This is a genomic window from Cetobacterium sp. (assembly GCF_977044495.1).
Genome location: NZ_CDRRQU010000024.1, coordinates 1 through 23,844 on the forward strand (window position 1 = coordinate 1; position 23,844 = coordinate 23,844).

Consider the following 23,844-nt stretch of genomic DNA (forward strand, 5'->3'; position numbering starts at 1 on the left):
AGAATCTGTTATACACAAGTCTAGTGCAACCAAAAGTTTGATTAATTGTATTCGCTTGAGTTTCATTAGGATAGATTCTATATTTAAAAGCTAAGTTATACGTCTTCATAGTTTTCACCTCCTTAAACTTAAAATTTATGTGGTCTGATTATACCATATTTTAGAAAAAATCAATAGAAACTATTAAGCTATATATTCGATTAAAGGGACTAAAAACTAAAAGATTGCCCTGATTCATCCTCTCCCTAATAGAGGAAGAGGTTTTCTCAGGGTGTTTTGATAAAATTAATTAAAAAGTGGAGGCTAAGATGAGATTAAGTAAATATTATGTAAAAACTCTTAAGGAAACCCCTAAAGAGGCAGAGGTAATCAGTCATAAGTTATTACTTAGAGCAGGAATGATCAAAAGATTGGCAAGTGGAGTTTACACATACCTTCCTTTAGGTTTAAAAGCTTTGAAAAAAGTGGAAAATATCGTGAGAGAGGAGATGGATAGAGCGGGAGCTCAGGAGATATTCATGCCAGTATTACAACCTGCAGAGCTTTGGAAGGAGAGTGGAAGATGGGATGTAATGGGTGCTGAAATGATGAGAATTCAAGATAGACATTCAAGAGAGTTTGCACTGGGACCAACTCACGAAGAAGTAATAACAGACATCATTAGAAATGATATATCATCTTATAAATCTCTACCATTAAACCTTTATCAAATTCAAACTAAATTTAGAGATGAAAGAAGACCTAGATTTGGACTTATGAGAGGAAGGGAGTTTATGATGAAAGATGCGTACTCGTTCCATGCAAACAAGGAGTCTTTAGATGAAGAGTTTGAAAATATGAAAGCTGCTTATACAAGAGTGTTTGAAAGATGTGGACTTAAGTTTAGAGCGGTTGAAGCTGATTCAGGAGCGATTGGTGGAAGTGGTTCGCAGGAGTTCCACGTATTGGCAGAGTCAGGTGAGGATGAGATTATATACTGCACATCATGTGACTATGCAGCAAATGTTGAAACTGCAATAAGTGTAATAGATGAGTTACCAAAATCCGAACTATTAGAACTTAAATTGGTGGATACACCAAATGTATCAAAAATTGTTGATGTTGTGGAGTACTTGAATGTACCTGTGGAGAAAACTGTAAAAGCTATGATGTATAAAGATGTTGTGACAGATGACATCTATATGGTCCTTATAAGAGGAGATTTTGAGGTTAATGAAGTCAAATTAAAAAATATAATCGATACCATAGATGTTGTGTTATTGACTGACTCGGAAATTGAGAATTTAGGACTAATAAAAGGATTTATAGGACCAGTTGGTGCTGATTTAGAAAAAATAAAAATTATAGCTGATAAAAGTGTTGTAGGAATATCTAATCATACGGCAGGTGGAAATAGATTAGATACGCACTATATAAATGTTAACTATGGAAGAGACTATGAGGCAGAAATAGTTGCAGATGTGAGAACAGTAGCAGTTGGAGAAAAGTGTCCTAAATGTGGAGGAAAGCTTGCAAGTGCAAGAGGAATTGAAAGTGGACATATATTTAAGCTGGGAGATAAATACTCTAAAGCGTTAAATGCGTCGTTTTTGGATGAGAATGGTAAGAGTAAAATAATGGAGATGGGATGTTATGGTATAGGAGTTTCTAGAACTATGGCATCTGCAATAGAGCAAAACAATGATGAGAATGGGATTATTTGGCCTTCAGCAATAGCTCCATTTGTAGTGGAAGTAATACCGGCGAATATGAAATCTGAAGAACAGGTGACATTGGCAGAAGAGATTTATAGAGATTTCCAAGAAGCTAATATAGATGTGGCTTTGGATGATAGAGATGAAAGAATAGGGTTCAAATTTAAAGATGGAGATCTAATAGGGTACCCATTTAAAGTTGTGGCTGGTAAAAAGGCTACTGAAGGTATTGTGGAATTAAAAATTAGAAGAACAAATGAGACTTTAGAAGTTTCAAAAGATGAAGTTGTTTCAAAAGTGAAAGAGTTGATGAGAAAATATTAAAATAAGTATAAGATAAGGAGAGCAAAACACGAGAGCAAAACGCTTTCCTTATACTTAATTTATTTTGAGTAGGAATCCAGATAAATCAAAATTTTCTTCTTAATTCTTTGGATAGTATTATCTATCTTTTTAGGTGGCTCACCTAAGAAATCAGCGATTTCAACGTAGGAGTATTCTTTACATAGATATGCAAAGACCCTTTTTTCTAGAGAACTTAAGTTTTCTTCCAGAAAACTAGTTAATAGATTAACTAATTCTTTGCCTAAAAAGATTTCTTCAGGTGAGTAAAATCCTAAAGAAGGGTGCGAATAGTGAATACTTTCTTGCTGTGCGGTGTAGTCTTCGCCCTGCATAGTGGAATTTAAAATTTTATACTTGCCAGAGTTATGATTTTTGACAGCTGTAATCACCTGCCTTCGAATGCAAAGATTTGCAAAAGTACTAAAACAAGCGTTTCGAGATTCATCATAACATTTGATAGCTTTAATAAGACCAATAAATCCCTCTTGCATTAAATCGTCACTATCTCCACCTTTAAGAAAAAATGAGCGATTATTTTTGTAAATTGCCCCTTGGTATTCTCTGAAAATTTTTTCGATTGATTCTTCATCACCACGTTGTGCTAAAAAAATATCTTCTTTTTCAATCATAGACTTGTCCCCTTTAATCATAGTCTCATCCCCCGACATCTCTATAAATTAAATAAAACAATACAATTCATACTGATACAATATCAAAAAAATAAATAGATGTCTATATTTCAAATTTTCTAAACTTTGGTCAATTTTTAAGCTATGAAAAGTAAATAGTGTAAAAATAAAAAATTAAAGAAGGAAAAACAAAAGAAAGGCATAATAAAAATATAGGATATTTTATTATGTGGAGGTGTTGGAAATATGTTAGACGGAATCAGCAAAAAAGCCACAGATTTAGACTATGCGATACAGAGTCTAAAAGAGGAGCTACAAGCAGTGGATGACTACAATCAAAGGGCTGAAATGGCAGTGGATCCAGAGCTTAAAGAGATTATGATTCACAATAGAAATGAAGAGATGGAACACGCTGTTATGATAGTCGAGTGGATGAGAAGAAATCAGTTTGAATTTGGAAAAGAGATGGAGGAGTATATATTCAGGCAGGGGAAAATTGTAGGAATAGAAGCACAAGTAATGGGAAGAAATGGTACAGGTGCCGAGCCTCCAAACGATAATGAAGTTGTAGTTGAGGTAAAATCATTAAATATAGGTTCATTAAAAGGATAAGGAGGAAAAAGATGGATTTTCTAAAAAAAGAGTTAGCACCAATCAGTGGTAAAGTTTGGAAAGATATAGAGGAGAGGGCAAGAGAAGTTTTAACAACACAGCTATCAGCGAGAAGATTTGTGAGAGTGACAGGACCAGTTGGAAAAGATAGGGGTGGGGTTAATACAGGTAGACTGGCGATTCACAAAAAAGATGATTTAAGCTATGGTATCTATCAAACTCAACCATTTGTGGAAAATAGAATAACATTTAAGTTAAATAGATGGGAATTGGATAATTTTGAAAGAGGAGCCAGAGATATAGATTATACAAATTTAGATGAAGCTTTGAAAAAAGCTGTTAAGTTTGAAGAGGAAACAATATATTTTGGATTGGATGAGGCTTGTATTGTTGGGTTATTTAAAGATGAAAAACAGTGTTTAGAGTTTGGAAAAACAGAGCAGGAAACGATAAAAAATTTGATGTACGGAGTTTCGAAATTAAGAAATACAGGATTTGTTAAGGGTCCATATGCACTTGTTGTAGGACTTGAAAAATTTATATACTTAAATATGGTTAACTTAAATGATTCTTTAGCTAAAAGGTTAGAAAAGATATTGGGAATGCCAATAATAGTTTCAAATAGTATAACTGGTGCACTTCTAGTCCCTTATGACAATGAAAATGTTGAACTTACACTGGGAGAGGATTTTTCATTGGGATATCAAGGGCATACAAATGAAGAGGTGGAGTTATTTGTGACAGAGACATTTACATTTAGAGTTTTAGACGATACAAAAGTTATGAGTTACAAATAATAGAAAAAGGAAAAATGAGTTGTAAAAGTATTTGAAAAAATAAAAGAAATTCTAAAAAAATAATTTTGTATATTGACATATGTCAAATTAACTGTTACATTAGTACCAAGTGATAAGTGAACAATCTGCGGAAAGTTCACAAAGGTTTGTTTATCTGCGGAGAGACAAACCTTTTTTTTTACGAGTGGAGGGGGGAGAATGGATAAACCATTTAAAACATATAATCAACAATTAAAGATATTAAGAGATAGAAATATGATGATAAAAAATGGAAGTAAGGCAATAAAAGTTTTAAAAAGGGAAGACTATTATAATATAATAAATGGATATAAAGATATTTTTCTAGATTTATCTGCTCCAACTGAAACTTATAAAACTGGGACTGAATTTGAGCAACTGCATGCTTTATTTGAGTTTGACAGGAATTTGAGAGGACTTTTTTTAAAGTATATTTTAAAATTAGAAAGTATTATTAAAACAAAAATTTCATATCATTTTTCAAATAAATATCGTACATCATTTAATTATTTAAATACAAGTAATTTTAAAAAAAATAATTTAAGTGAAGTGACAACATTAATTTCTAGAATATCGGCAACTGTAGAAAAAAATACAAAAAATGATAAAGGACAAGTTCCTTATTACTTAAATACATATGAAAATTTACCGTTATGGGTTTTGATGAAAAAATTAGATTTTGGAGCTGCTACTTATTTTTATAATGCGTTACAAGATAACTTAAAAAGCGATATTTGCGAAGAAATAATAAATGAGTATAAAAAAGAATATAAATTACAAGTTACAATCCCCAATGAATATAATCAATTATGTAAAATTTTATTTTTTGTAAATAAATTCAGAAATACCTGTGCTCATGATGAAAGATTATACAATCTTTCTATAACTTCTAAGAATTTAAAGTTTCAACATTTTTATAGAGTTGGGAGTGCAAATAATGCCAGTAAATCAAAATTAATAGATTTGTTATTTGTTTTAAAGTTATTTTTAACTAAAAAAGATTTTAAAAAGTTAGTTTCTTTATTAAGAGATGAATTTGATGATTTAAGCGAAGAACTTCCACCAAATATATTTAATCTTGTTCAAATAAATATGGGATTTCCAAAAGCTTGGGAAACACAATTATGAAGACCTTGAAAAATTTTTTTCGGACTTATGCAACATTAATTTGTATCTCTTTAATAGTTTGTCTCATAGAATGAATTCCCAAAATATATCATATCAAAAAATTCAAAAAAAAGCCGTAGACAGTTGCTTGTCTACAGCCTGAGGAGATAACAGGTATTTATATATTTAAAATACTTTTTACCAAATATTAAATCTATAACCAACAGATAGAGTAACTCTCTCATAGTCGTTATCGAACTTTTCGTTAAATCCATCCCCGTTAACTTTAGTTTTAGCGTAGTTAGCACCATAAAGGATATCTACGTTAAAGTCTTCGTATTGAACTCCAATACCAGCTGCCCAGTATAATCCATCATCAACTTTTGTACCATAACTAAAGTCTGGTCCATCCACAGCTTTTGAGTCGAAGTTGAACGAGTAACCAAGGTTAGCTTTAATATATGGAGTTACAGCCCAATCCCAGTAATTGATATCGTATCTACCAGTTAAATAGATTGGAACTGAAGAGAACTCTGCTCCAGAAACATTGTTGCTAGTTTTTCTCTTCATATGATATTGATAAGCAACACCAAGACCTAAATCGAAGTAATCCCAAGATTTATAAGCTTCAATTGCTAACTCTCCACCGAAATCCTTAGTTTTCTTAGAAAGGTCAGTTTCATAAGTTTCATGTCTTTTGAAGTTTCCATATTCACCCCAGAAGTCCCATCCAGCTCTCAAGTTAATGAATCCCCAAGGGTTTTCAACAACAGGTGGCGCAATAACCTCCTCAATGATAACAGGCTCAGCTACAACTTCCTTAGAAACTGTAACAGGAGTAGCCACTTCCTTTGCTTGAGCAACAGCGGCAAAAGCGAATAGAGAACATGCTAAAAGTGTTAATTTTTTCATAAAAATAAACCTCCTCGTCTTAAATAATTAAGTAATCATCTAAAATAAAAAATGGAATAAAAAATTTTACCATTCTGTAACATATATACTCAAAAAAAACAGATTTCTTTTTTTTAAGTAATAATTTTGTAATAGAAAATAACTTGTGATATAATTCTGTCTAGAAAGTACAGAGTTTAATTGGGAAGTGAAAAATGCAAAAATATAAAGAGATAATAGAGATAAAAGTTGAGGAAAAAGATAAAGGAAAAAGATTGGATAGTTTTTTGAATGAATTTTTTGAAGATGCCACAAGAAACTATATACAAAAATTAATTGATAGTGGGAATGTCTTAGTCGGTGACAAATCAAAAGCTAAAAGTGGAAATAAATTGAAAGGAAAAGAAGTTATAATAGTAAAAATTCCAGAGGATGAAACACTTGAAGTTTTACCTGAAGATATCCCAATAGATTTAGTGTATGAAGATAAAGATATGGTTATAATAAATAAAAATCCTGGAGTAATTGTCCATCCAGCTCAGGGATATTATACGGGTACTTTGGTAAATGCCGTTCTTTATCACATAAAAGACCTATCAACAATCAATGGGATTATTAGGCCTGGAATTGTTCATAGATTAGATAAAGATACAAGTGGACTTATAGTTATTGCTAAAAATGATACAGCTCATGTGAAATTAACAGATATGTTCAAGGATAAAACTATTGAAAAAAGATATGTCTGTATATGCAAGGGGAATTTTAAAAATTCAAGTGGTCGAATTGAAACTTTAATTGGTAGAGATCCTAGAGATAGAAAAAAAATGGCTGTCGTAACAGAAAATGGAAAAATAGCTATAACCAATTATGAAGTACTTGACAGTGTACAAGGATTTTCTTTGGTGGATGTGAAGATAGAAACGGGTAGAACTCACCAAATAAGAGTGCATATGAAGAGTTTAAATCACCCTATTTTGGGGGATGAAATCTATGGAAGTGGTTCGGAGCTAACAAAACGTCAAATGCTTCACTCCTATTATTTAAAGTTCAATCATCCTATTACAGGAAAAGAGATGGTGATTTTAGGGGAACTAAAAGAGGATTTTAAAGATGTGGCAAGAAGATTGAAACTAGATATAGATAAGATTGTAAGATTATGCAAATAATAAAAGGAAAAATATAGATATATAGGTAAACCTATAAATGATGGAGATGAAATGGATATAAAAAATGCAATGTATCTCTTTGATTTAGAAAATGGAGATATTATAGGGGTGGATGAAGCTGGAAGGGGACCTTTGGCTGGTCCAGTAGTTGCAGCGGTAGCGAAGTTGAAAAAGTATGACGAGAAGCTAGAAAAAATAAATGATTCCAAAAAATTAAGTGAAAAGATTAGAGAGGAGCTCTTTGATATTATCATGGAAAATTTTTATATAGGAGTAGGTATAGCAGATGTGAATGAGATAGATGAAATAAATATCTTAAATGCTACTTTTTTAGCAATGAGAAGAGCGATAAAACAGATAGAAAAAGAGGTCAGTTTCGAAAAAGTTTTAGTGGATGGAAATCATAAAATAAGGGAGTATGATGGAGAACAGTTGCCAATAGTTAAGGGGGATTCAAAAAGTTTAGCAATAGCAGCAGCTTCGATTATAGCAAAGGTTACTAGAGATAGAATGATGCTAGAAACAGCAAAAATCTATCCAGAGTATGTTTTTGAAAAACATAAGGGGTATGGAACAAAAGCTCATCGTGAAATTATCTTGGAAAAAGGACCTATTGAGAAAATTCATAGAAAAAGTTTTTTAAAAAAGATTTTAGGAGAGTAAAGATATGAATAAAAGAAATAAGGGGAAAATTTATGAAGAGAAAGCTAAGATATACCTAGAGAACATTGGAGTGAGAGTGTTAGTCATGAACTTTCAAGGTTCTTTTGGAGAGATAGACATAATCGGATATGATGATACAACCCTTGTTTTTTTTGAAGTTAAATATAGAAAAAATTTATCTTTTGGAACACCACAAGAAGCAATAGACAAAAGAAAAATGAATAAAATATATATAACTGCTAAAGAGTTCATAAAAAAGAATAGATTAGAAAATGAAAAAATACGATTTGATGCAATAGTTTTTCTAGGTGAAGAGGTAGAATGGATTAAGAATATTTTTTGGGGTGATGAAGTTGGATTATAAATGTGTAAAATGTGGAAGTGATAGATATATAGTCAAAACTGCAGTGATACCAGAAAAAAGCCCTGGATTGAAGATAGAGATAGGAACATATTATGTGAAAACTTGTGTAGAATGTGGATATACCGAGTTTTATTCAGCGAAAATAGTAGATAAGGAGTTTGCAAAAAATAAAAAAGGTAAAAGATATGCTAAAGCAACTCCTTAGAAAATTATTGTTTGATAATACCTGTTCTTTATGTGGTTGCCATCTCGAAAACAAAGGGTATTTATGCTCTAGATGTATTGTGAAACTGGAAAAAATGAGCAAATTGAAAAGGAGAGACAACTTATACTATTTATATTACTATGCAGATGTAAAAAAAATGATTTTTGATTTAAAATTTAAGAACAGAAAAGGCGTTACAGACAGTTTGAGTAGATATGTAAAAGAAGCGATAGAGAATATTCAAGTAGAGAATAAAATCGATATAGTAATACCTGTTCCTGTAAGCAAAAAAAGATTTCTAGAAAGAGGGTATAACCAAGTTGAGGAGATATTGAAATCAGCAGATATAGATTTTGAAAATATTGAGAGAATAAAAAATACAAGATATATGTATGAGATAAAAGATTGTGGAAAAAGAAAAGAGAATGTAAAAAAGGCATTTAAAATAGGAAAAAATTATTTTCAAAAAAGTGTATTAATAGTTGATGATATTGTGACAACAGGTGCGACCCTAAAAGAGATTGAAAAAGAGTTTTTAGAAAATCGAAAAGCGAAAACTGTAATTTTTTTTACAATAGCTGTAGTGAAAGATTACTTTAAATGACTAAATTGAGGATGGGTGGAAATGGAGATTTTTATAAACGGAGAAAAAGTAAATATAGGAATAAAAAATACAAAATTATTGAATGTATTGGAAAGGATAGAAGCTAATGTGATGAGGGATGGAGAGGTTATTGTTGAACTGAAGTTAGATGGTGAGATGGTAGATGGAAAATCATTGCCTCTGAACAAAAAAGTTAAAGTTTTAGAATTGACAACACGGTCGCATAGAGAGATATTAATAGAATCACTCTATCTTTTAGAGTCGTATTCAGACAGATTTTTTGAAAATTTATCTGAAATCGAAGAGGAGATGGAAGATATAGGAAAATTAATAGAGATGGTAAGTTTCGTTGAGTGGGTATATGGGATAGTATTATCTTTAAAAGAAGCGACAGCTATAGATTTAATGTATTCAGATTATAATGAATATGTGGAAGAATTTAAAAAATATGCTGAAGAAGTATTTGAAGCTTTTAGAAAAGAGGATTTTGTGGGAGTGATAGAACTTTTGGAGGGGGCTATAGTACCGTTATTTGAAGATTTACTGGCTAATTCAAAAGATTATTTGAAGGAAGTTTTGAAAGAGGAGAGTAGAAAAAAGTTATTGAATTAGAGAAAAAAATACTCAAAATAGGATGAAAATATAGACAATGTCACGCGTGTTAAAAAAATAGAAATTATGTTATTATAAAATTAAAATTAATAAAAAATTGTTGGAGGGAGAAGGTAATGAGAAAAACAATAGTTGCAGGAAACTGGAAAATGAATAAAACAGTGGCAGAGACAAAAGACATGCTATCAGAACTAAAAGAATTAGCAAAAGATGTAAAAGGAGTTGAGGTTGTGATAGGAGCTCCATTTACAGCTTTGGAATCAGCAGTAAAAACTGTTGAGGGATCAAACATTGCGATAGCTGCACAAAATATGTATCCAAAGGATTCGGGAGCGTATACAGGTGAGATATCGCCAGTTATGTTAAAAGAGCTTGGAGTGAAGTATGTTATATTGGGGCATTCAGAGAGAAGAGAGTACTTTCATGAAACAAATCTTTTCATCAATGAAAAAGTGAAATCAGCTTTAGCTCATGGTTTAATTCCAATACTATGTATAGGAGAAAGATTGGAAGAAAGAGAAGCTGGAAGAACAGCAGAAGTAAACGAAAAGCAAATTAGAGAAGGGTTAGCGGGATTAACACCAGAAGAGGCCGTGAAAGTTGTGATAGCATACGAGCCGGTATGGGCTATAGGAACTGGGAAAACAGCTACACCAGAAATGGCAGAAGAGACTCACAAAGAGATTAGAGATGTATTGACGGCTATGTTTGGAGCGAAGGTAGCATCAGAGATAACAATCCAATATGGAGGATCAATGAATGCTAAAAACGCAGCAGAGCTGTTAGCTATGGAAAATATAGATGGTGGACTTGTTGGAGGAGCTTCGTTAGATGCACCTACGTTCATTCAAGTAATAAAAGCGGGAGCAAGATAATAAAAATTAGGAGGCTTAAAAATGACTAAAAAACCTTTAATGTTAATGGTTCTTGATGGTTGGGGATACAATCCAAACGCATCAGAAAAAAATGCTATTGCGGAAGCAAAACCAGAAAATTTTGAAAGATTATTTAATACATATCCTCACACTTTAATAAAAGCATCTGGAGAGGCGGTGGGACTGCCAGAGGGACAGATGGGAAACTCTGAAGTGGGACATCTGAATTTAGGAGCTGGTAGAGTTGTTTATCAACCGCTTGTAGAGATTACAAAAGAGATTAGAGATGGAGAGTTTTTTGAAAAAGATAAAGTCGTAGAGGCTTTTAACTATGCTAAAAATAATGATAAAGCGATTCATTTTATGGGACTTTTATCAGATGGAGGAGTTCATTCTCACATAAACCACCTATTTGGACTACTGGAGATGGCAAAAAAAACAGGATTAACAAAAGTGTATATTCATGCTTTTATGGATGGAAGAGACACTGCGCCCACTTCAGGATTAGAGTTCATGAAAAAATTGGAAGAAAAAATAAAAGAGATAGGGGTAGGAGAGATTGCTACTATTTCCGGAAGATATTATTCAATGGATAGAGATACAAATTGGGATAGAACAGAAAAAGCTTATGATGCTATAGTTGGAAAAGTTGAGGTGACAGAAAAAACAGCGGAGCAAGTTATACAGGATTCATACTCTGAGAAAATAACGGATGAATTTATAAAACCAGTTCTATTGACAAAATCTGGTGAGGTTCAAAAAGGAGATGTAGTAATCAATTTTAATTTCAGACCAGATAGAGCTAGACAGATAACAAGAGCTTTAACGGACAAGAATTTTAAAGGCTTCCAAAGAGAATATTTAGAACCTAAGTATTACTGTATGAGGCAATATGATTCCACTATAGATGCGGAGATTATTTACACTGATAAAGATATAACTAACACTCTAGGAGAGGTTATATCAAAGCACAATTTAACTCAGTTAAGAACAGCTGAAACAGAGAAATATGCACACGTTACATTTTTCTTTAACGGTGGAAAAGAAACTGAATTTAATGGAGAGGAAAGGGTTCTAGTGGCATCTCCAAAAGTAGCTACTTATGATTTACAACCAGAGATGTCTGCTCCAGAGTTGACAAAGAAAGTCTTAGAGGCATTGAATTCTAATAAATTTGATGTTATTATAATGAACTTTGCTAATCCAGATATGGTTGGACATACAGGTGTATTCAATGCAGCTGTGAAAGCTATAAAAGCGGTTGATAAAGGAATAGGGGAGATTGTCAATAAGGTTCTAGAGTTAGATGGAACAGTATTAATAACTGCTGATCATGGAAATGCGGAGAAAATGGTAGATCCAGTGACGAATGAACCGTTCACTGCACATACAACTAATGAGGTGCCATTCATCTATGTTTCCAATAATTTTAGAGGGGAACTAAACCACGGTAAGTTGGCTGATATAGCACCAACAATGTTAGAAATACTGCATATTGAGAAACCTGCTGAAATGAATGGAGTTTCTTTAATAAAAAAATAATTGACAGTAAAAAAAAATAGTGATACTATAATTTAAAGTTTCGAAAATTTAATATTTTAGGTAGAGGTTGCGGATGACAAGAGTAACTCAATGGAGCTCGACAAAGCATTGAAATTGAGAGAAAGGGAAATTCGCCGAAATGAAGATTGTGTCAAAAATCTTTGTTGGGCATATGAAAAAAATTCATATGACTGTCATCAGATATATACTGATGTTGTGCTATCCAAAATTTGTGATATATTTTACAGATTGACTACCGTATCTATGTTGTACGGTAGTTTTTTTTACCTAAAATTTCATTGAAACTAGAATATAAATTAAACTTGGAGGTTTTAGGATGAACAGAGTGACAGAATTATTGAAATTAAGCCCAGTTGCAGTTTTAGCAATGTTGATGTTTATGGGGTATGACGCTTTGATAGCAGCACCGATAGCGACAATTTATGCAGCGTTGGTGGCTGGATTTGTTGAGAGAAAAAAGGTAAATGATATAATCGAAGCTGTCATAAATAATGCTAAAGAGATGCAGGTTGCATTTTTTATTTTGATGGTTGCCTATGCTATGGCAGAGGTATTTATGTCAACAGGAGTTGGAGCTTCAATTATAAATTTGGCTTTGAATGTAGGATTGACTGGAAGAACTGTTGCAGTTGTGGGAATAGTTGTAACATCAATTTTGTCAATAGCCACAGGAACAAGTTGGGGAACATTTGCAGCTTGCGCACCGATATTTTTATGGCTTAATCATATTGTGGGTGGAAATGTGGCTTTAACAGTGGGAGCAATTGCTGGTGGGGCGTGTTTTGGGGATAACATAGGACTTATATCAGATACAACAATTGTGAGTTCTGGAATCCAAAAAGTTGAGGTAATAAAAAGAATAAGGCATCAAGGATATTGGTCTGGGTTAGTATTAATTTTAGGGATTGTGTCTTTTTATCTGGCGGGAGTCATAATGGGGCTACCTACAACAACGGGGGATGCAGCAACTGCTATCGGACAAATTCCAGAAGAGGTTTGGACAGTGTTAGCTGAGAAAAGAGAGTCAGCAGTGACATTGTTGAATCAAGTAAAAACAGGTGTACCAAGTTATATGATAATACCATTGGTTCTTGTTTTAATTGCAGCATTTAAGGGCTTAACAACGCTACTATGTTTGTTCATAGGTATATTTGCAGCATATGTATTGGGTATGGTTGCAGGTACGGTTGAGAATACAGGAACATTCTTGAATCTTTTATATTCTGGATTTGAGGGTGCAGGTTCTTGGGTTATTGTAATGATGATGTGGGTTGCAGCATTTGGTGGAATTATGAAGTTGATGGACGCTTTTAGACCTCTGTCAAATGTAGTGGTTACAGTGTCCAAAAATGTAAGACAGTTGATGTTTTGTAATGGACTACTATCAATACTAGGAAATGCAGGTCTAGCGGATGAGATGGCTCAGATAGTTACTATGGGACCTATCATAAGGGAGATTGTAGAGAAAAATGTTGAAGGATCACCTGAGGATATAGAGGTATTGAGACTTAGAAATGCAACATTTAGTGATGCACTTGGGGTATTTGGATCACAGTTAATTCCATGGCACGTATATATAGGATTCTATTTAGGGATAGCTCAGGCTGTTTATCCGCTATATAAATTCGGTGCAATAGATATAATAAAATTTAATTTCTTAGCACTGATAGCGGTATCATCAATTTTGATAGCAACATTGACAGGTTTGGATAGATTTATTCCAAGATTTGGATTGCCAAGTGAGCCAAGTGTGAGGTTAAAAAAAGCACCTATAGAGAATTATGCAGGTGAAAAAGCTTAAGATATAGGAACCCTTACTGAAGAAAGTGAGGGTTTTTTTATTTACAAAAGATTTTATATATGGTAGAATCTAAAGTAAAATAAAATTTCAGGAGGAATCTCTAAAATGATAGGTATAGGAATAGTAGGACTTCCAAATGTGGGAAAGTCAACTCTTTTTAATGCAATAACAAAAGCTGGAGCAGCGGAAGCAGCAAACTATCCGTTTTGTACAATAGAACCAAATGTAGGAATGGTAACAGTCCCAGATCAAAGATTGGAGGAGTTATCAAAAATAATAAATCCTCAAAGAGTTCAACATGCAACGGTTGAATTTGTGGATATTGCAGGTTTAGTTGAAGGAGCAGCAAAGGGTGAGGGGCTAGGAAATAAATTCCTATCAAACATCAGAACTACTGCTGCAATTTGTCAAGTTATTAGATGTTTTGAGGATGAGAATATCATTCACGTGAGTGGAAGTGTTAATCCAATAAGAGATGTTGAAATTATAAATGGAGAGTTAATCTTAGCTGATATGGAAACTATTGAAAAAGCTATAGAGAAACAATCTAAATTATTTAAAGCAAAAAATAAAGAAGCTTTAGTATTGATGCCAGTTTTAGAAAAATGTAAAGCACATTTGGATGAATATAAGATGCTAAAAACTTTAGCACTGACTCCTGAAGAACAGGAGTTGATAAGAACATATCAACTTTTAACACAAAAGCCAATGATGTTTGCAGCGAATGTATCGGAAGATGAGTTAGCTACTGGAAATGAATATGTAGAGAAAGTAAAAGAGTACGCAGCGAGTTTAGGTGCAGAAGTTGTAGTAGTTTCTGCAAAAGTGGAATCGGAACTTCAAGAGATGGAAGATGAGGATAAAAAAGAGTTCTTAGAGGCTCTAGGGGTGGAAGAACCTGGGTTAAATAGATTGATAAGAGCAGGGTTTAAACTATTAGGATTGCAAACTTATTTCACAGCGGGAGTAAAAGAGGTAAGAGCTTGGACTATAAAAATAGGAGATACGGCTCCAAAGGCTGCTGGTGAAATTCATACAGATTTTGAAAGAGGATTTATCAGAGCAAAAGTGGTTGGATATGAGGATTTTATAAAGTATTCTGGTTGGAAGGGAGCACAAGAGGCTGGAGTTCTAAGATTAGAAGGAAAAGAATATATTGTAAAAGATGGGGACTTGATGGAGTTTTTATTCAATGTATAAAATATAAGGGGTTGTTAAGAAAAATTACTTGACAACGTTTAAAAAAACTAGTAAAATATTAAGGTATTGTAATTATAAGGAGGATAACATTGATAATCAAGCTTAGTGAAATTATTAATGAATCAGAGGTAGCCTTTGATTATACGGAGAAGACTATGGATTCTATGGACATTCCAGAAGGTGTAACCATAAGGGGAAAAGCCTATAAAGATGGAAATAGTTATGTAGTTGAGGGATCTTATAGAGCAGTACTAAGATTAGAGTGCGTTAGATGTTTGGCGGAAATTGAACCTTTAATTCAGGGCGATTTTAAAGGGGAGTATCTGGATCCAAAGGAATATTCTAAGTATATATCTAGTCTGAAGCCAGAAGAGGAGTTTGGAGATAAACATTTTGAGGAAGCTATAAATAGCACGATAGATATTTCTAATCTGGTTAGAGAATATATAATACTTGATTTGTCACAATATGAGGCGTGTCTTCCAGAGTGCTCAGATACTTCTGAAGTGGAGAAATACTCTAAAGAGGATATTGACCCAAGGTGGCAACAATTATTAGACATAAAATTTTAAAGTTTTAAATATGAATGTATTAGGAGGGAAACTAAGATGGCAGTACCTAAGAAGAAAACTTCGAAAGCTAAGAAAAATATGAGAAGATCTCACCACGCATTAACAGGTTCTACTTTAGCAACTTGTGACAAATGTGGGGCACCAAGAAGACCGCACAGAGTTTGTCTTGCATGTGGAGATTACAACGGAAAACAAGTATTAGCTACTGAAGTAGAGTAATATCTTATAAAAAAAAGCGGGATAGTTAAATCTTGCTTTTTTTTATTTCATAAAATATGGTATAATAGATAATAATGATATATCGATTGAGGAGAAAATATGAGAATTGCTTTGGATGCCATGGGTGGAGATTTTGCACCTTTAGAAACAGTGAAGGGTGCTGTACAAGCTTTAGATGAACTAGAGGGTTTAACTGTGGTTTTAGTTGGGAAAAAAGAAGAGATAGAAGAAGAGTTAATAAAATATACTTACGATAAAAATAGAATAGAGATTCATGATGCTAGAGAAGTGATTGAGATGACAGATGAGCCTATGTCGGCTGTAAGAGCAAAAAAAGATTCTTCTATGAATAGGATGTTGGAGTTAGTGAAATCTGGTAAAGTTGAGGCCTCAGTTTCAGCCGGAAATACAGGAGCACTAATAAGTGCTAGTCAGCTTAAATTAAGAAGGATAAAAGGAGTTTTAAGACCAGCTATAACAACTATATTTCCTAGTAAAAAAAGGGATATTGTTTTGATGGATGTTGGGGCAAATGCCGATTGTAGACCGGAATTTATAAATCAGTTTGCAACAATGGGGGCATTATATTATGAGGAGATGTTCGGAGTTTCAAATGCCAAAGTGGGACTTCTTAACATAGGAACCGAAGAGGGAAAGGGTAATGAGATTACAAGAGAAGCCTTCCATCTTTTAAAAAGCAATGATAAAATAAATTTCATAGGAAGTATTGAAAGTAGAGAGATGATGGATGGAGATGTGGATGTAATCGTCACAGATGGCTTTACTGGAAATATGGTTTTAAAAACAGCTGAAGGAACTGCTAAGTTTATATTTTCTATTTTAAAGGAAGAGATAAACAGAAGTGTTTTAGGAAAGATGGGAGCACTACTATTGAAACCTATCTTAAAAAAATTAAAAGTAAAGTTGGATTCATCTGAATACGGAGGAGCACTTTTTCTGGGAGTTAATGGAATATCTGTAAAGGCTCATGGAAATTCAACGGCTAGAGGAATCAAGAATGCTTTAAAGGTGGCTAATAAATTTGCAGAGGATAAATTTATAGATAGGTTAGCTGAGGTAATGAAACAGAATCAAGGAGGAAGCGACGATGTTTAAAAATGTAGGGATAATAGGATTAGGGACATACGTTCCAGAGAACGTAATGACAAATTTTGATTTTGAGAAAATTATAGATACATCTGATGAGTGGATTAGAACAAGAACGGGTATAGAGGAGAGAAGATTTGCAAGTGCGGATCAAGCCACATCTGATTTAGGGGCAGAGGCTGCAAAGATAGCTTTAGAGAAAGCAGGGCTTTCTGCAGAGGATATAGATATGATAATTTTGGCGACAACAACACCAGATTATCCAATTCAAAGTACAGCGTGTGTTGTACAGGAACTGATAGGAGCAGTAAATGCAGGAGCAGTAGATGTCAATGCTGCATGTAGCGGTTTCGTATATGCTCTGACAATGGCAAAAGCCTTAATCGCTTCTGGAATGAATAAAAAAGTGTTGGTAATTGGAGCAGAAGTTTTGTCCAAATGTGTAGATATGCAAGACAGAAATACTTGTGTTTTATTTGGGGATGGAGCAGCGGCAGCGGTAGTGGCAGAAGTAGAGGAAGGATATGGAATACTATCGCAATTTTTAGGAGCGGAACCTGATGTGAAGGGAGCTCTTAGAACACCGGCTGGAGGAACTAGAAAGCCATTGAGTCAAGAGGTTTTAGATGAGAGATCGAATTTTTTACAGATGAAGGGACAAGATGTGTTTAAGTTTGCTGTGAAAGCTCTTCCAAAAGCTACTTTAGAGGCTTTAAATGGTGCTGGTTTAAAAGCGGAAAATATAGATATGGTATTTCCACATCAGGCAAATGTTAGAATAATAGAGGCAGCTTCAAAGAGGTTAGAGATTCCAATGGATAAATTTTATCTAAATTTAAACAAGTTTGGTAATACATCATCAGCTTCGATTGGGTTGGCACTGGGGGAAGCCTTAGAGAAAGGTCTTGTAAAAAAAGGCGATACAGTCGTATTGACGGGGTTTGGAGCAGGATTAACGTATGCTTCAATGATAATTAAATGGTCTTACTAAATTTAGAATTGACAGAGCAAAAATAATGTGATATATTAAAAAACACATGTTATTTAAAAAGGAGTTAGTATGAGTAAAATAGCTTTTGTTTTTCCAGGTCAAGGGACGCAGTACATTGGTATGGGAAAAGATCTTTATGAGAATAGTGAACTAGCTAAAAAGGAGTTTGATAAAATCTTCTCTAATTTAGATTTTGATTTGAAGTCAGTTATGTTTGAGGGGAGCGAGGAGGAGTTAAAAGATACTAAAAATACTCAACCTGCTATAGTGGCTATGAGTTTAGTTTTAGAGAAGTTACTAAGAGATAAAGGTGTTAAACCAGATTATGTAGCGGGGCACTCTGTAGGAGAGTATGCAGCGGTAGGATCAGCAGGATTTTTATCTATGGAAGATGCTGTAAAGTTAACGGCGTTGAGAGGAAAAGCTATGAGTGAAGTGTCAGGGAAAGTTGTTGGAACAATGGCGGCAATAATCGGACTTGATGCGGATAAAATAGTTGAAACTTTAAAATCGGTAGAGGGAGTTGTTGAAGCGGTAAATTTTAATGAGCCTAAGCAAACTGTGATAGCTGGAGAAAAAGAAGCGATAGGAAAAGCTTGTGTAGCTCTAAAAGAGGCAGGTGCAAGAAGAGCTATGGAACTAGCTGTCTCTGGACCTTTTCATTCAAGCTTGATGCAACCAGCTGGTGAAATATTGAAAGAGGCTCTAGAGAGCTTTAATTTTGAAGAATCTTCAATAGTTTTGATTGCAAATACAACAGCAAAAGGTATCACAAAAGCAGATGATTTAAAAGAGGAACTATATAGACAAAGTTTTGGACCAGTTAAATGGGTAGATACAATTTTGGCTCTAAAAGAGGCAGGAGTGACAACTGTATACGAAATTGGACCGGGAAAAGTATTGAATGGTTTAATAAAAAAGATTGATAAAGAGATAGAAGTTATCAATATTGAAAAGTTTTCAGACTTAGTATAGGATACTAAAGATTATAAAACTTGAAAAAATATATTAAATTTGCTAATATATTAATATAAATAATTAAAAAAATCAGGAGGAAAACACATGTTAGATAAAATAAGAGAAATAGTTGTAGAGCAATTGGGAGTGGACGCTGACCAAGTAACTTTAGAGGCAAACTTTGTAGAGGACTTAGGAGCGGACTCGTTGGATACAGTTGAGTTAATAATGGCTTTTGAAGAGGAGTTTGATATAGAGATTCCTGATACAGAAGCAGAAAAAATTAAAACTGTTCAAGATGTTGTAAACTACATTGAGGCAAATAAGTAGGAAAAATTAAAGGGGTATGAAAGTACCCCTTTAGTTATATTTTTTGGAAAAATAATGAAGAGGTGGATAAAATAATGAGAAGAGTAGTTGTAACAGGGGTTGGTTTAATAACTTCACTAGGTACTGGGACGGAAAAATCTTGGGAAGCTATTAAAGCTGGAAAGTGTGGAATAAAAGAGATTAAATCTTTTGATACAACAGAAAGTGCTGTTAAAATAGCTGGTGAGGTTACTGACTTTGATCCAACTGAATTTGGAATAGAAAAAAAAGAGGTAAAAAAATTAGCTAGAAATACACAGTTTGCAATAGCCGCTGCAAAAATGGCATTAGAGGACTCAGGACTTATTATAGATGAAAAAAATGCAACTAAAGTTGGAACAATAGTGTCATCTGGAATTGGTGGAATTGAAGTTTTTGAAGAACAGTATGGAACAATGTTAGAAAAAGGTACTAGAAGAATATCTCCATTTACGATACCAGCAATGATAAATAATATGGCATCCGGAAATGTTGGGATTTATTTTGGTGCAAAGGGTCCGAATAAGGCTGTTGTGACGGCGTGTGCAGCAGGAACTCATTCAATAGGAGATTCTTATGAGATGATAAAATCAGGAAAAACAGATGCTATGATAACAGGTGGAACAGAGGCTTGTATCACAAAATTTGCAATAAATGGATTTGCAAATATGAAAGCATTATCCACGAGAAATGATGAACCTGAAAAAGCATCTAGACCATTTACAGCAGATAGAGATGGATTTGTAATGGGAGAGGGAGCTGGAATCTTGATATTAGAGGAGTTAGAATCAGCAAAAGCTAGAGGAGCGAAGATATACGCTGAGATTGTAGGGTATGGAGAGACTTGTGATGCCTATCATATAACATCACCAGCAGAAGGTGGAGAAGGAGCTACAAGAGCTTTTGTTATGGCAATGGAAGAGGGAAATATAAAACCGGAAGAAGTTGGATACATCAATGCTCATGGAACATCAACACCTGCTAATGATAGAAATGAGACAGCAGCTATAAAGGATGCTTTTGGAAAATCGGCGTATACTATGAATATCTCTTCGACAAAAGGAGCTACAGGACATGGACTTGGAGCGGCTGGAGGAATTGAAGGAGTAATTTTAGCACTGGCAATAGCAGAAGGGGTAGTACCTCCGACAATAAATCTAGATAATCCTGATTTAGAGTTAGATTTAAACTACACTCCAAATAAAATGGTAAAAAGAGATATAGAAGTAGGAATGTCAAGTTCATTGGGATTTGGTGGACACAATGCTGTAATTGCAATGAGAAAATATAAATAGAAGAGGGAGAGAGATAAGTGAAAAAATCGTACTTAGAATTAGAGGATAAAATAGGTTATACCTTTAAAAATAAGGAGTTGTTAAAAAATGCACTTATCCATAGATCTTTTGGAAATGAACATGCTAAGTATAGGAAGTTGAATAATGAGAGACTGGAACTGCTAGGGGATGCAGTTCTAGATCTTATTGTGACGGAATATCTATATAAAAGTTACCCAAATGCTTTAGAAGGGGACTTAGCAAAGCTAAAAGCTATGGTAGTAAGTGAGCCTGTTTTGGCGAGAATATCAAAAAGTTTGGGTTTTGGACAGTATTTGATGTTGAGTAAAGGTGAAGAGTTAACTGGTGGAAGAGAGAGAAATTCAATATTAGGGGACGTTTTTGAGGCAATATTGGGAGCAGTATATTTGGACTCGGATTTTATAGTGGCAAAAAATATAGCTATGAATTTCTTAAAATATCCAATTGAACATATAAATGAAAATGAAGATATTTTGGATTTTAAAACGATATTGCAAGAGTATAGTCAAAAAGAATATAAAATAATTCCAACTTATCAGGTAGTTAATGAGGATGGACCAGATCATCTAAAGGTTTTTGAAGTTGTGGCAGTTATAAAAGATGATTTAAAGGGATATGGAAAAGGAAAAAATAAAAAAAGTGCAGAGCAGTCAGCAGCGAAAGATATTTGTAAAAAGTTAGGAGTAAAGCTTTATGAAACATTATAATATTCCAATTTTTATAAGTCATTTTGGATGTCCAAATGATTGTGTTTTTTGTAATCAAAAAAAGATAAACGGTAGGGAGACAGATGTAACCACAGAGGATATAAAAGATATAATCGAAACATATTTAAAAACTCTTCCAAAAAAATCCAAGAAAGAAGTGGCTTTTTTTGGTGGAACTTTTACAGGAATTTCTATAAAATTACAAGAGGAATATTTATCTGTAGTTTATGAGTATATAAAAAATGGTTTGATTGATGGAATAAGATTATCGACAAGACCTGATTATATTGATAAAAAAATAGTAGATATGCTGAAAAAATACGGAGTTACAACTGTAGAGTTAGGGGTTCAATCTTTAGATGAGAAAGTGTTGTTGAAAACACACAGATTTTATCCGATTGAGAAAGTATATGAAGCTTCAAAGTTAATAAAAGAAGCTGGAATTGAGTTGGGAATACAATTGATGTTGGGACTACCGGGATCAACTGACGAAAGTGATTTCGTCAGTGCTTTAAAAACAGTGGATTTAAAACCAAATATTGCACGAATTTATCCAACTTTAGTTATAAAAGAGACTGAAATGGCGGATATGTTTAAGCGTGGAAGCTATGTTCCACTGAGTTTAGAGGAAGCAGTTAAGAGGTGTAAAAAAATATATTCTCTTTTAGCTTATAATGATATAAATATTGTTAGAGTTGGATTGCAACCAACAGAGGAGTTAAATGATAAGGAGAATGTTTTAGGAGGTCCTTTCCATCCAGCATTTAGGGAGTTAGTTGTCGGAGAGATATACTATGACTTTCTTAAAGAGGTGTATGAGAGAGAGAAAAGGTTAGAAGTAGAAATAAACGAAAAGAATGTTTCCAAAATTATAGGTATAAATAAAATCAATAGAGAGAAATTAGGAAAAAATTTAATAGTAAAGATGGATAATACGTTAGAGATAGATAGAATCAAAATAAATGAAAACATATACTCATGGAAACAGGTTCTTAGGAGAGAGATAAATGAACCAGATAATAATAAATACCAATAAATTTAAAACAAGAGCAGCGGTTTTAGCAAAAGGAAAAGTTATGGAGATTCATATTGAAAGAGAGGGAGAGGGAACACTGAATGGCAATATCTATAAAGGGAGAGTTGCCAATGTTCTTCCCGGTATGGAATCAGCTTTTGTCAATATTGGGCTTGAGAAAAATGGTTTTTTATATGTTAAGGATTTGAGGGATTTTGAAGAGAAGTATTTAACTGGAATTACAAATAGTGGGAAACCGATAGAAGAGTTGTTGAATGTGGGAGATGATGTAGTAGTACAAGTTTTAAGCGATCCTAGAGGTAGTAAAGGTGCGAGAGTAACGACTCACTATACTATACCTGGGAAATTTTTAGTTTTGATGCCAAATAACGACCATATTGCTATATCAAAAAAGATAAAAGGTGAAATGGAAAGGGGACGTTTGGAAAAGCTTTTTTCAAAAATAGTTCCTGAAAATATGGGAGTTATAATAAGAACTGCGGCGGAAGGGAAAAGTGCTCACCACTTTGAAAAAGAGTTACAATACTTAAAAAAGAGATGGGAAGAGATAGAAATCAAGATAAAAAAGGCAAAAACAGGTGAACTTTTATATAAAGATAATGATATTGTGAGCAAAGTGTTAAGAGACATAGTTGACAATGATATCGACGAAGTAGTTGTGGATAATGAGGGAGTTTATTTGGAAATAATTGAGTATGTGAAAGCTTTTAGTGAAGGAATACCAAAGACAAAAATAAAGCTTTATACAGAAAAAGAGGATATTTTTCATAGATATGGTATCCAAAAGGAGATAGAGAAGTCTTTAGAGGTGACAACTTCGTTGGAGTGTGGAGGCTCTATTGTAATTGAAAAAACAGAGGCATTGGTCAGTATAGACGTAAATACTGGGAAAAATATAGGGAGCATGAACTTAGAGGAAACTGTGGTAAAAACTAATATGGAAGCTGCCGCTGAAATAGCAAGACAACTGAGAATAAGGAATTTGAGTGGAATTATTATTATTGATTTTATAGATATGAAAGTTGAAGAGGACAAACAGAAAGTACTAAAGGTATTAGAAGAAAATTTAGCTAAAGACAGAGTTAAGACAAATATAATACATTTTACTGATTTAGGATTAGTGGAGATGACTAGGAAAAGGTTGGGAAAACCATTGAGTTATTATTTTCAAGATGAGTGTCCTATGTGTAAAGGAACTGGGAAAATCCGAGGAAGTAGAGCTATTGTTGAGAATATATTAAAGGATTTAAAAGATATAGTTGAGGAAAAAGATATAAAAAATGTAAAAATAATAACGAAATCTTCGGTTAAAGAAAAAATAGAGGAGATATATTTTGATTTTATTAAATCTCTTTTACAAGCTTCTGGTAAGACAATAGAGATAACTGCAAAAAATAGGGATTTAGTAAAAGATTACGAAATATTATTAGAAAGTTAGGTGGAAA

At 33.5% G+C, this 23,844-nt stretch carries 27 protein-coding genes and 1 riboswitch; of the genes, 24 read left to right on the forward strand and 3 right to left on the reverse strand.

Going from position 1 to position 23,844, the window contains the following annotated elements; genetic code table 11:
* A partial coding sequence (locus ACWI69_RS07170; RefSeq protein ID WP_448820521.1) for a helix-turn-helix domain-containing protein occupies positions 1 to 109 on the reverse strand: 109 nt, incomplete at its 3' end.
* A 199-nt stretch (positions 110 to 308) separates the two neighbouring features.
* Here ACWI69_RS07170 and ACWI69_RS07175 point away from each other — a divergent pair.
* Positions 309 to 2,018 (forward strand): proline--tRNA ligase, encoded by a 1,710-nt coding sequence (locus tag ACWI69_RS07175; RefSeq protein ID WP_448821155.1) that lies wholly within the window; start codon positions 309 to 311, stop codon positions 2,016 to 2,018.
* Positions 2,019 to 2,077: 59 nt separating this feature from the next.
* On the opposite strand, the gene ACWI69_RS07180 is transcribed toward ACWI69_RS07175, so the two are convergent.
* Entirely contained in the window at positions 2,078 to 2,668 is a 591-nt protein-coding gene (locus tag ACWI69_RS07180; protein ID WP_448821156.1) for a sigma-70 family RNA polymerase sigma factor, read from the reverse strand.
* A 246-nt stretch (positions 2,669 to 2,914) separates the two neighbouring features.
* Here ACWI69_RS07180 and ACWI69_RS07185 point away from each other — a divergent pair, with 246 nt between their 5' ends.
* The 3 genes from ACWI69_RS07185 to ACWI69_RS07195 all read left to right on the forward strand — a co-directional run bounded on the left by ACWI69_RS07185 (position 2,915) and on the right by ACWI69_RS07195 (position 5,223).
* The gene (locus ACWI69_RS07185) at positions 2,915 to 3,280 is read left to right on the forward strand and encodes a ferritin family protein (RefSeq protein WP_448821157.1); all 366 of its coding nucleotides are present in this window, start codon (positions 2,915 to 2,917) and stop codon (positions 3,278 to 3,280) included.
* A gap of 11 nt (positions 3,281 to 3,291) precedes the next feature.
* Positions 3,292 to 4,077, forward strand: coding sequence for a family 1 encapsulin nanocompartment shell protein (locus ACWI69_RS07190; protein ID WP_448821158.1), 786 nt, complete (start codon positions 3,292 to 3,294; stop codon positions 4,075 to 4,077).
* 198 nt (positions 4,078 to 4,275) lie between these two features.
* Entirely contained in the window at positions 4,276 to 5,223 is a 948-nt protein-coding gene (locus ACWI69_RS07195) for an Abi family protein (RefSeq protein WP_448821159.1), read from the forward strand.
* Between the two features lie 177 nt (positions 5,224 to 5,400).
* Here the strand turns inward: ACWI69_RS07195 and ACWI69_RS07200 are convergent, their stop codons facing one another.
* Positions 5,401 to 6,114, reverse strand: coding sequence for an outer membrane protein (locus tag ACWI69_RS07200; RefSeq protein ID WP_448821160.1), 714 nt, complete (start codon positions 6,112 to 6,114; stop codon positions 5,401 to 5,403).
* Between the two features lie 194 nt (positions 6,115 to 6,308).
* Between ACWI69_RS07200 and ACWI69_RS07205 the strand changes: the two genes are divergently transcribed.
* The 20 genes from ACWI69_RS07205 to ACWI69_RS07300 all read left to right on the forward strand — a co-directional run bounded on the left by ACWI69_RS07205 (position 6,309) and on the right by ACWI69_RS07300 (position 23,837).
* Positions 6,309 to 7,259: an RluA family pseudouridine synthase gene (locus tag ACWI69_RS07205; protein ID WP_448821161.1), complete on the forward strand. Its 951-nt coding sequence runs from the start codon at positions 6,309 to 6,311 to the stop codon at positions 7,257 to 7,259.
* Positions 7,260 to 7,310: 51 nt separating this feature from the next.
* Positions 7,311 to 7,922: a ribonuclease HII gene (locus ACWI69_RS07210; RefSeq protein WP_448821162.1), complete on the forward strand. Its 612-nt coding sequence runs from the start codon at positions 7,311 to 7,313 to the stop codon at positions 7,920 to 7,922.
* 4 nt (positions 7,923 to 7,926) lie between these two features.
* Positions 7,927 to 8,286: a YraN family protein gene (locus ACWI69_RS07215; protein WP_448821163.1), complete on the forward strand. Its 360-nt coding sequence runs from the start codon at positions 7,927 to 7,929 to the stop codon at positions 8,284 to 8,286.
* Positions 8,270 to 8,491 carry a zinc ribbon domain-containing protein gene (locus ACWI69_RS07220; protein WP_448821164.1) on the forward strand — a complete coding sequence of 74 codons (222 nt, stop codon included), beginning with the start codon at positions 8,270 to 8,272 and terminating at the stop codon, positions 8,489 to 8,491. The genes ACWI69_RS07215 and ACWI69_RS07220 overlap by 17 nt, the downstream gene beginning before the upstream one ends.
* Before the next feature lie 157 nt (positions 8,492 to 8,648).
* Positions 8,649 to 9,095, forward strand: coding sequence for a ComF family protein (locus ACWI69_RS07225; RefSeq protein WP_448821165.1), 447 nt, complete (start codon positions 8,649 to 8,651; stop codon positions 9,093 to 9,095).
* 21 nt (positions 9,096 to 9,116) lie between these two features.
* Positions 9,117 to 9,707: a hypothetical protein gene (locus tag ACWI69_RS07230; RefSeq protein WP_448821166.1), complete on the forward strand. Its 591-nt coding sequence runs from the start codon at positions 9,117 to 9,119 to the stop codon at positions 9,705 to 9,707.
* A 116-nt stretch (positions 9,708 to 9,823) separates the two neighbouring features.
* Complete coding sequence (gene tpiA, locus ACWI69_RS07235; protein ID WP_448821167.1) at positions 9,824 to 10,582, forward strand: triose-phosphate isomerase; 759 nt, start codon at positions 9,824 to 9,826, stop codon at positions 10,580 to 10,582.
* 21 nt (positions 10,583 to 10,603) lie between these two features.
* Positions 10,604 to 12,124, forward strand: coding sequence for a 2,3-bisphosphoglycerate-independent phosphoglycerate mutase (gpmI, locus tag ACWI69_RS07240; protein WP_448821168.1), 1,521 nt, complete (start codon positions 10,604 to 10,606; stop codon positions 12,122 to 12,124).
* 53 nt (positions 12,125 to 12,177) lie between these two features.
* A riboswitch (Lysine riboswitch) is annotated at positions 12,178 to 12,354 on the forward strand.
* 107 nt (positions 12,355 to 12,461) lie between these two features.
* A complete protein-coding gene (locus ACWI69_RS07245; RefSeq protein ID WP_448821169.1) occupies positions 12,462 to 13,946 on the forward strand; it encodes a Na+/H+ antiporter NhaC family protein in 1,485 nt (494 codons plus the stop codon).
* A gap of 105 nt (positions 13,947 to 14,051) precedes the next feature.
* On the forward strand, positions 14,052 to 15,146 hold the full coding sequence (gene ychF / locus ACWI69_RS07250) for a redox-regulated ATPase YchF (RefSeq protein ID WP_448821170.1): 1,095 nt from the start codon (positions 14,052 to 14,054) through the stop codon (positions 15,144 to 15,146).
* An 89-nt stretch (positions 15,147 to 15,235) separates the two neighbouring features.
* Positions 15,236 to 15,718: a YceD family protein gene (locus tag ACWI69_RS07255; protein ID WP_448821171.1), complete on the forward strand. Its 483-nt coding sequence runs from the start codon at positions 15,236 to 15,238 to the stop codon at positions 15,716 to 15,718.
* A gap of 36 nt (positions 15,719 to 15,754) precedes the next feature.
* Positions 15,755 to 15,937 carry a 50S ribosomal protein L32 gene (rpmF, locus tag ACWI69_RS07260; protein ID WP_023051690.1) on the forward strand — a complete coding sequence of 61 codons (183 nt, stop codon included), beginning with the start codon at positions 15,755 to 15,757 and terminating at the stop codon, positions 15,935 to 15,937.
* A 99-nt stretch (positions 15,938 to 16,036) separates the two neighbouring features.
* Positions 16,037 to 17,053: a phosphate acyltransferase PlsX gene (gene plsX, locus ACWI69_RS07265; protein WP_448821172.1), complete on the forward strand. Its 1,017-nt coding sequence runs from the start codon at positions 16,037 to 16,039 to the stop codon at positions 17,051 to 17,053.
* Complete coding sequence (locus ACWI69_RS07270) at positions 17,046 to 18,035, forward strand: beta-ketoacyl-ACP synthase III (protein ID WP_448821173.1); 990 nt, start codon at positions 17,046 to 17,048, stop codon at positions 18,033 to 18,035. The genes plsX and ACWI69_RS07270 overlap by 8 nt, the downstream gene beginning before the upstream one ends.
* Positions 18,036 to 18,104: 69 nt before the next feature.
* Complete coding sequence (gene fabD / locus ACWI69_RS07275) at positions 18,105 to 19,010, forward strand: ACP S-malonyltransferase (protein WP_448821174.1); 906 nt, start codon at positions 18,105 to 18,107, stop codon at positions 19,008 to 19,010.
* Between the two features lie 87 nt (positions 19,011 to 19,097).
* Positions 19,098 to 19,322 (forward strand): acyl carrier protein, encoded by a 225-nt coding sequence (gene acpP / locus ACWI69_RS07280; RefSeq protein ID WP_448821175.1) that lies wholly within the window; start codon positions 19,098 to 19,100, stop codon positions 19,320 to 19,322.
* Positions 19,323 to 19,396: 74 nt separating this feature from the next.
* Positions 19,397 to 20,635 carry a beta-ketoacyl-ACP synthase II gene (gene fabF, locus ACWI69_RS07285; protein ID WP_448821176.1) on the forward strand — a complete coding sequence of 413 codons (1,239 nt, stop codon included), beginning with the start codon at positions 19,397 to 19,399 and terminating at the stop codon, positions 20,633 to 20,635.
* Positions 20,636 to 20,652: 17 nt separating this feature from the next.
* Positions 20,653 to 21,363 carry a ribonuclease III gene (rnc, locus tag ACWI69_RS07290; protein ID WP_448821177.1) on the forward strand — a complete coding sequence of 237 codons (711 nt, stop codon included), beginning with the start codon at positions 20,653 to 20,655 and terminating at the stop codon, positions 21,361 to 21,363.
* A complete protein-coding gene (locus tag ACWI69_RS07295) occupies positions 21,350 to 22,399 on the forward strand; it encodes an elongator complex protein 3 (RefSeq protein WP_448821178.1) in 1,050 nt (349 codons plus the stop codon). The genes rnc and ACWI69_RS07295 overlap by 14 nt, the downstream gene beginning before the upstream one ends.
* Entirely contained in the window at positions 22,371 to 23,837 is a 1,467-nt protein-coding gene (locus tag ACWI69_RS07300) for an Rne/Rng family ribonuclease (protein ID WP_448821179.1), read from the forward strand. The genes ACWI69_RS07295 and ACWI69_RS07300 overlap by 29 nt, the downstream gene beginning before the upstream one ends.
* The last annotated feature ends 7 nt before the right edge of the window (positions 23,838 to 23,844 follow it).

What these genes read in the sequence shown, in the direction of transcription:
- ACWI69_RS07175 (WP_448821155.1), top strand. Translation starts at nt 309, where the DNA reads ATGAGATTAAGTAAATATTATGTAAAAACTCTTAAGGAAACCCCTAAA.
- ACWI69_RS07180 (WP_448821156.1), bottom strand. Translation starts at nt 2,668, where the DNA reads ATGATTGAAAAAGAAGATATTTTTTTAGCACAACGTGGTGATGAAGAA.
- ACWI69_RS07185 (WP_448821157.1), top strand. Translation starts at nt 2,915, where the DNA reads ATGTTAGACGGAATCAGCAAAAAAGCCACAGATTTAGACTATGCGATA.
- ACWI69_RS07190 (WP_448821158.1), top strand. Translation starts at nt 3,292, where the DNA reads ATGGATTTTCTAAAAAAAGAGTTAGCACCAATCAGTGGTAAAGTTTGG.
- ACWI69_RS07195 (WP_448821159.1), top strand. Translation starts at nt 4,276, where the DNA reads ATGGATAAACCATTTAAAACATATAATCAACAATTAAAGATATTAAGA.
- ACWI69_RS07200 (WP_448821160.1), bottom strand. Translation starts at nt 6,114, where the DNA reads ATGAAAAAATTAACACTTTTAGCATGTTCTCTATTCGCTTTTGCCGCT.
- ACWI69_RS07205 (WP_448821161.1), top strand. Translation starts at nt 6,309, where the DNA reads ATGCAAAAATATAAAGAGATAATAGAGATAAAAGTTGAGGAAAAAGAT.
- ACWI69_RS07210 (WP_448821162.1), top strand. Translation starts at nt 7,311, where the DNA reads ATGGATATAAAAAATGCAATGTATCTCTTTGATTTAGAAAATGGAGAT.
- ACWI69_RS07215 (WP_448821163.1), top strand. Translation starts at nt 7,927, where the DNA reads ATGAATAAAAGAAATAAGGGGAAAATTTATGAAGAGAAAGCTAAGATA.
- ACWI69_RS07220 (WP_448821164.1), top strand. Translation starts at nt 8,270, where the DNA reads ATGAAGTTGGATTATAAATGTGTAAAATGTGGAAGTGATAGATATATA.
- ACWI69_RS07225 (WP_448821165.1), top strand. Translation starts at nt 8,649, where the DNA reads ATGATTTTTGATTTAAAATTTAAGAACAGAAAAGGCGTTACAGACAGT.
- ACWI69_RS07230 (WP_448821166.1), top strand. Translation starts at nt 9,117, where the DNA reads ATGGAGATTTTTATAAACGGAGAAAAAGTAAATATAGGAATAAAAAAT.
- tpiA (WP_448821167.1), top strand. Translation starts at nt 9,824, where the DNA reads ATGAGAAAAACAATAGTTGCAGGAAACTGGAAAATGAATAAAACAGTG.
- gpmI (WP_448821168.1), top strand. Translation starts at nt 10,604, where the DNA reads ATGACTAAAAAACCTTTAATGTTAATGGTTCTTGATGGTTGGGGATAC.
- ACWI69_RS07245 (WP_448821169.1), top strand. Translation starts at nt 12,462, where the DNA reads ATGAACAGAGTGACAGAATTATTGAAATTAAGCCCAGTTGCAGTTTTA.
- ychF (WP_448821170.1), top strand. Translation starts at nt 14,052, where the DNA reads ATGATAGGTATAGGAATAGTAGGACTTCCAAATGTGGGAAAGTCAACT.
- rpmF (WP_023051690.1), top strand. Translation starts at nt 15,755, where the DNA reads ATGGCAGTACCTAAGAAGAAAACTTCGAAAGCTAAGAAAAATATGAGA.
- plsX (WP_448821172.1), top strand. Translation starts at nt 16,037, where the DNA reads ATGAGAATTGCTTTGGATGCCATGGGTGGAGATTTTGCACCTTTAGAA.
- ACWI69_RS07270 (WP_448821173.1), top strand. Translation starts at nt 17,046, where the DNA reads ATGTTTAAAAATGTAGGGATAATAGGATTAGGGACATACGTTCCAGAG.
- fabD (WP_448821174.1), top strand. Translation starts at nt 18,105, where the DNA reads ATGAGTAAAATAGCTTTTGTTTTTCCAGGTCAAGGGACGCAGTACATT.
- acpP (WP_448821175.1), top strand. Translation starts at nt 19,098, where the DNA reads ATGTTAGATAAAATAAGAGAAATAGTTGTAGAGCAATTGGGAGTGGAC.
- fabF (WP_448821176.1), top strand. Translation starts at nt 19,397, where the DNA reads ATGAGAAGAGTAGTTGTAACAGGGGTTGGTTTAATAACTTCACTAGGT.
- ACWI69_RS07295 (WP_448821178.1), top strand. Translation starts at nt 21,350, where the DNA reads ATGAAACATTATAATATTCCAATTTTTATAAGTCATTTTGGATGTCCA.
- ACWI69_RS07300 (WP_448821179.1), top strand. Translation starts at nt 22,371, where the DNA reads ATGAACCAGATAATAATAAATACCAATAAATTTAAAACAAGAGCAGCG.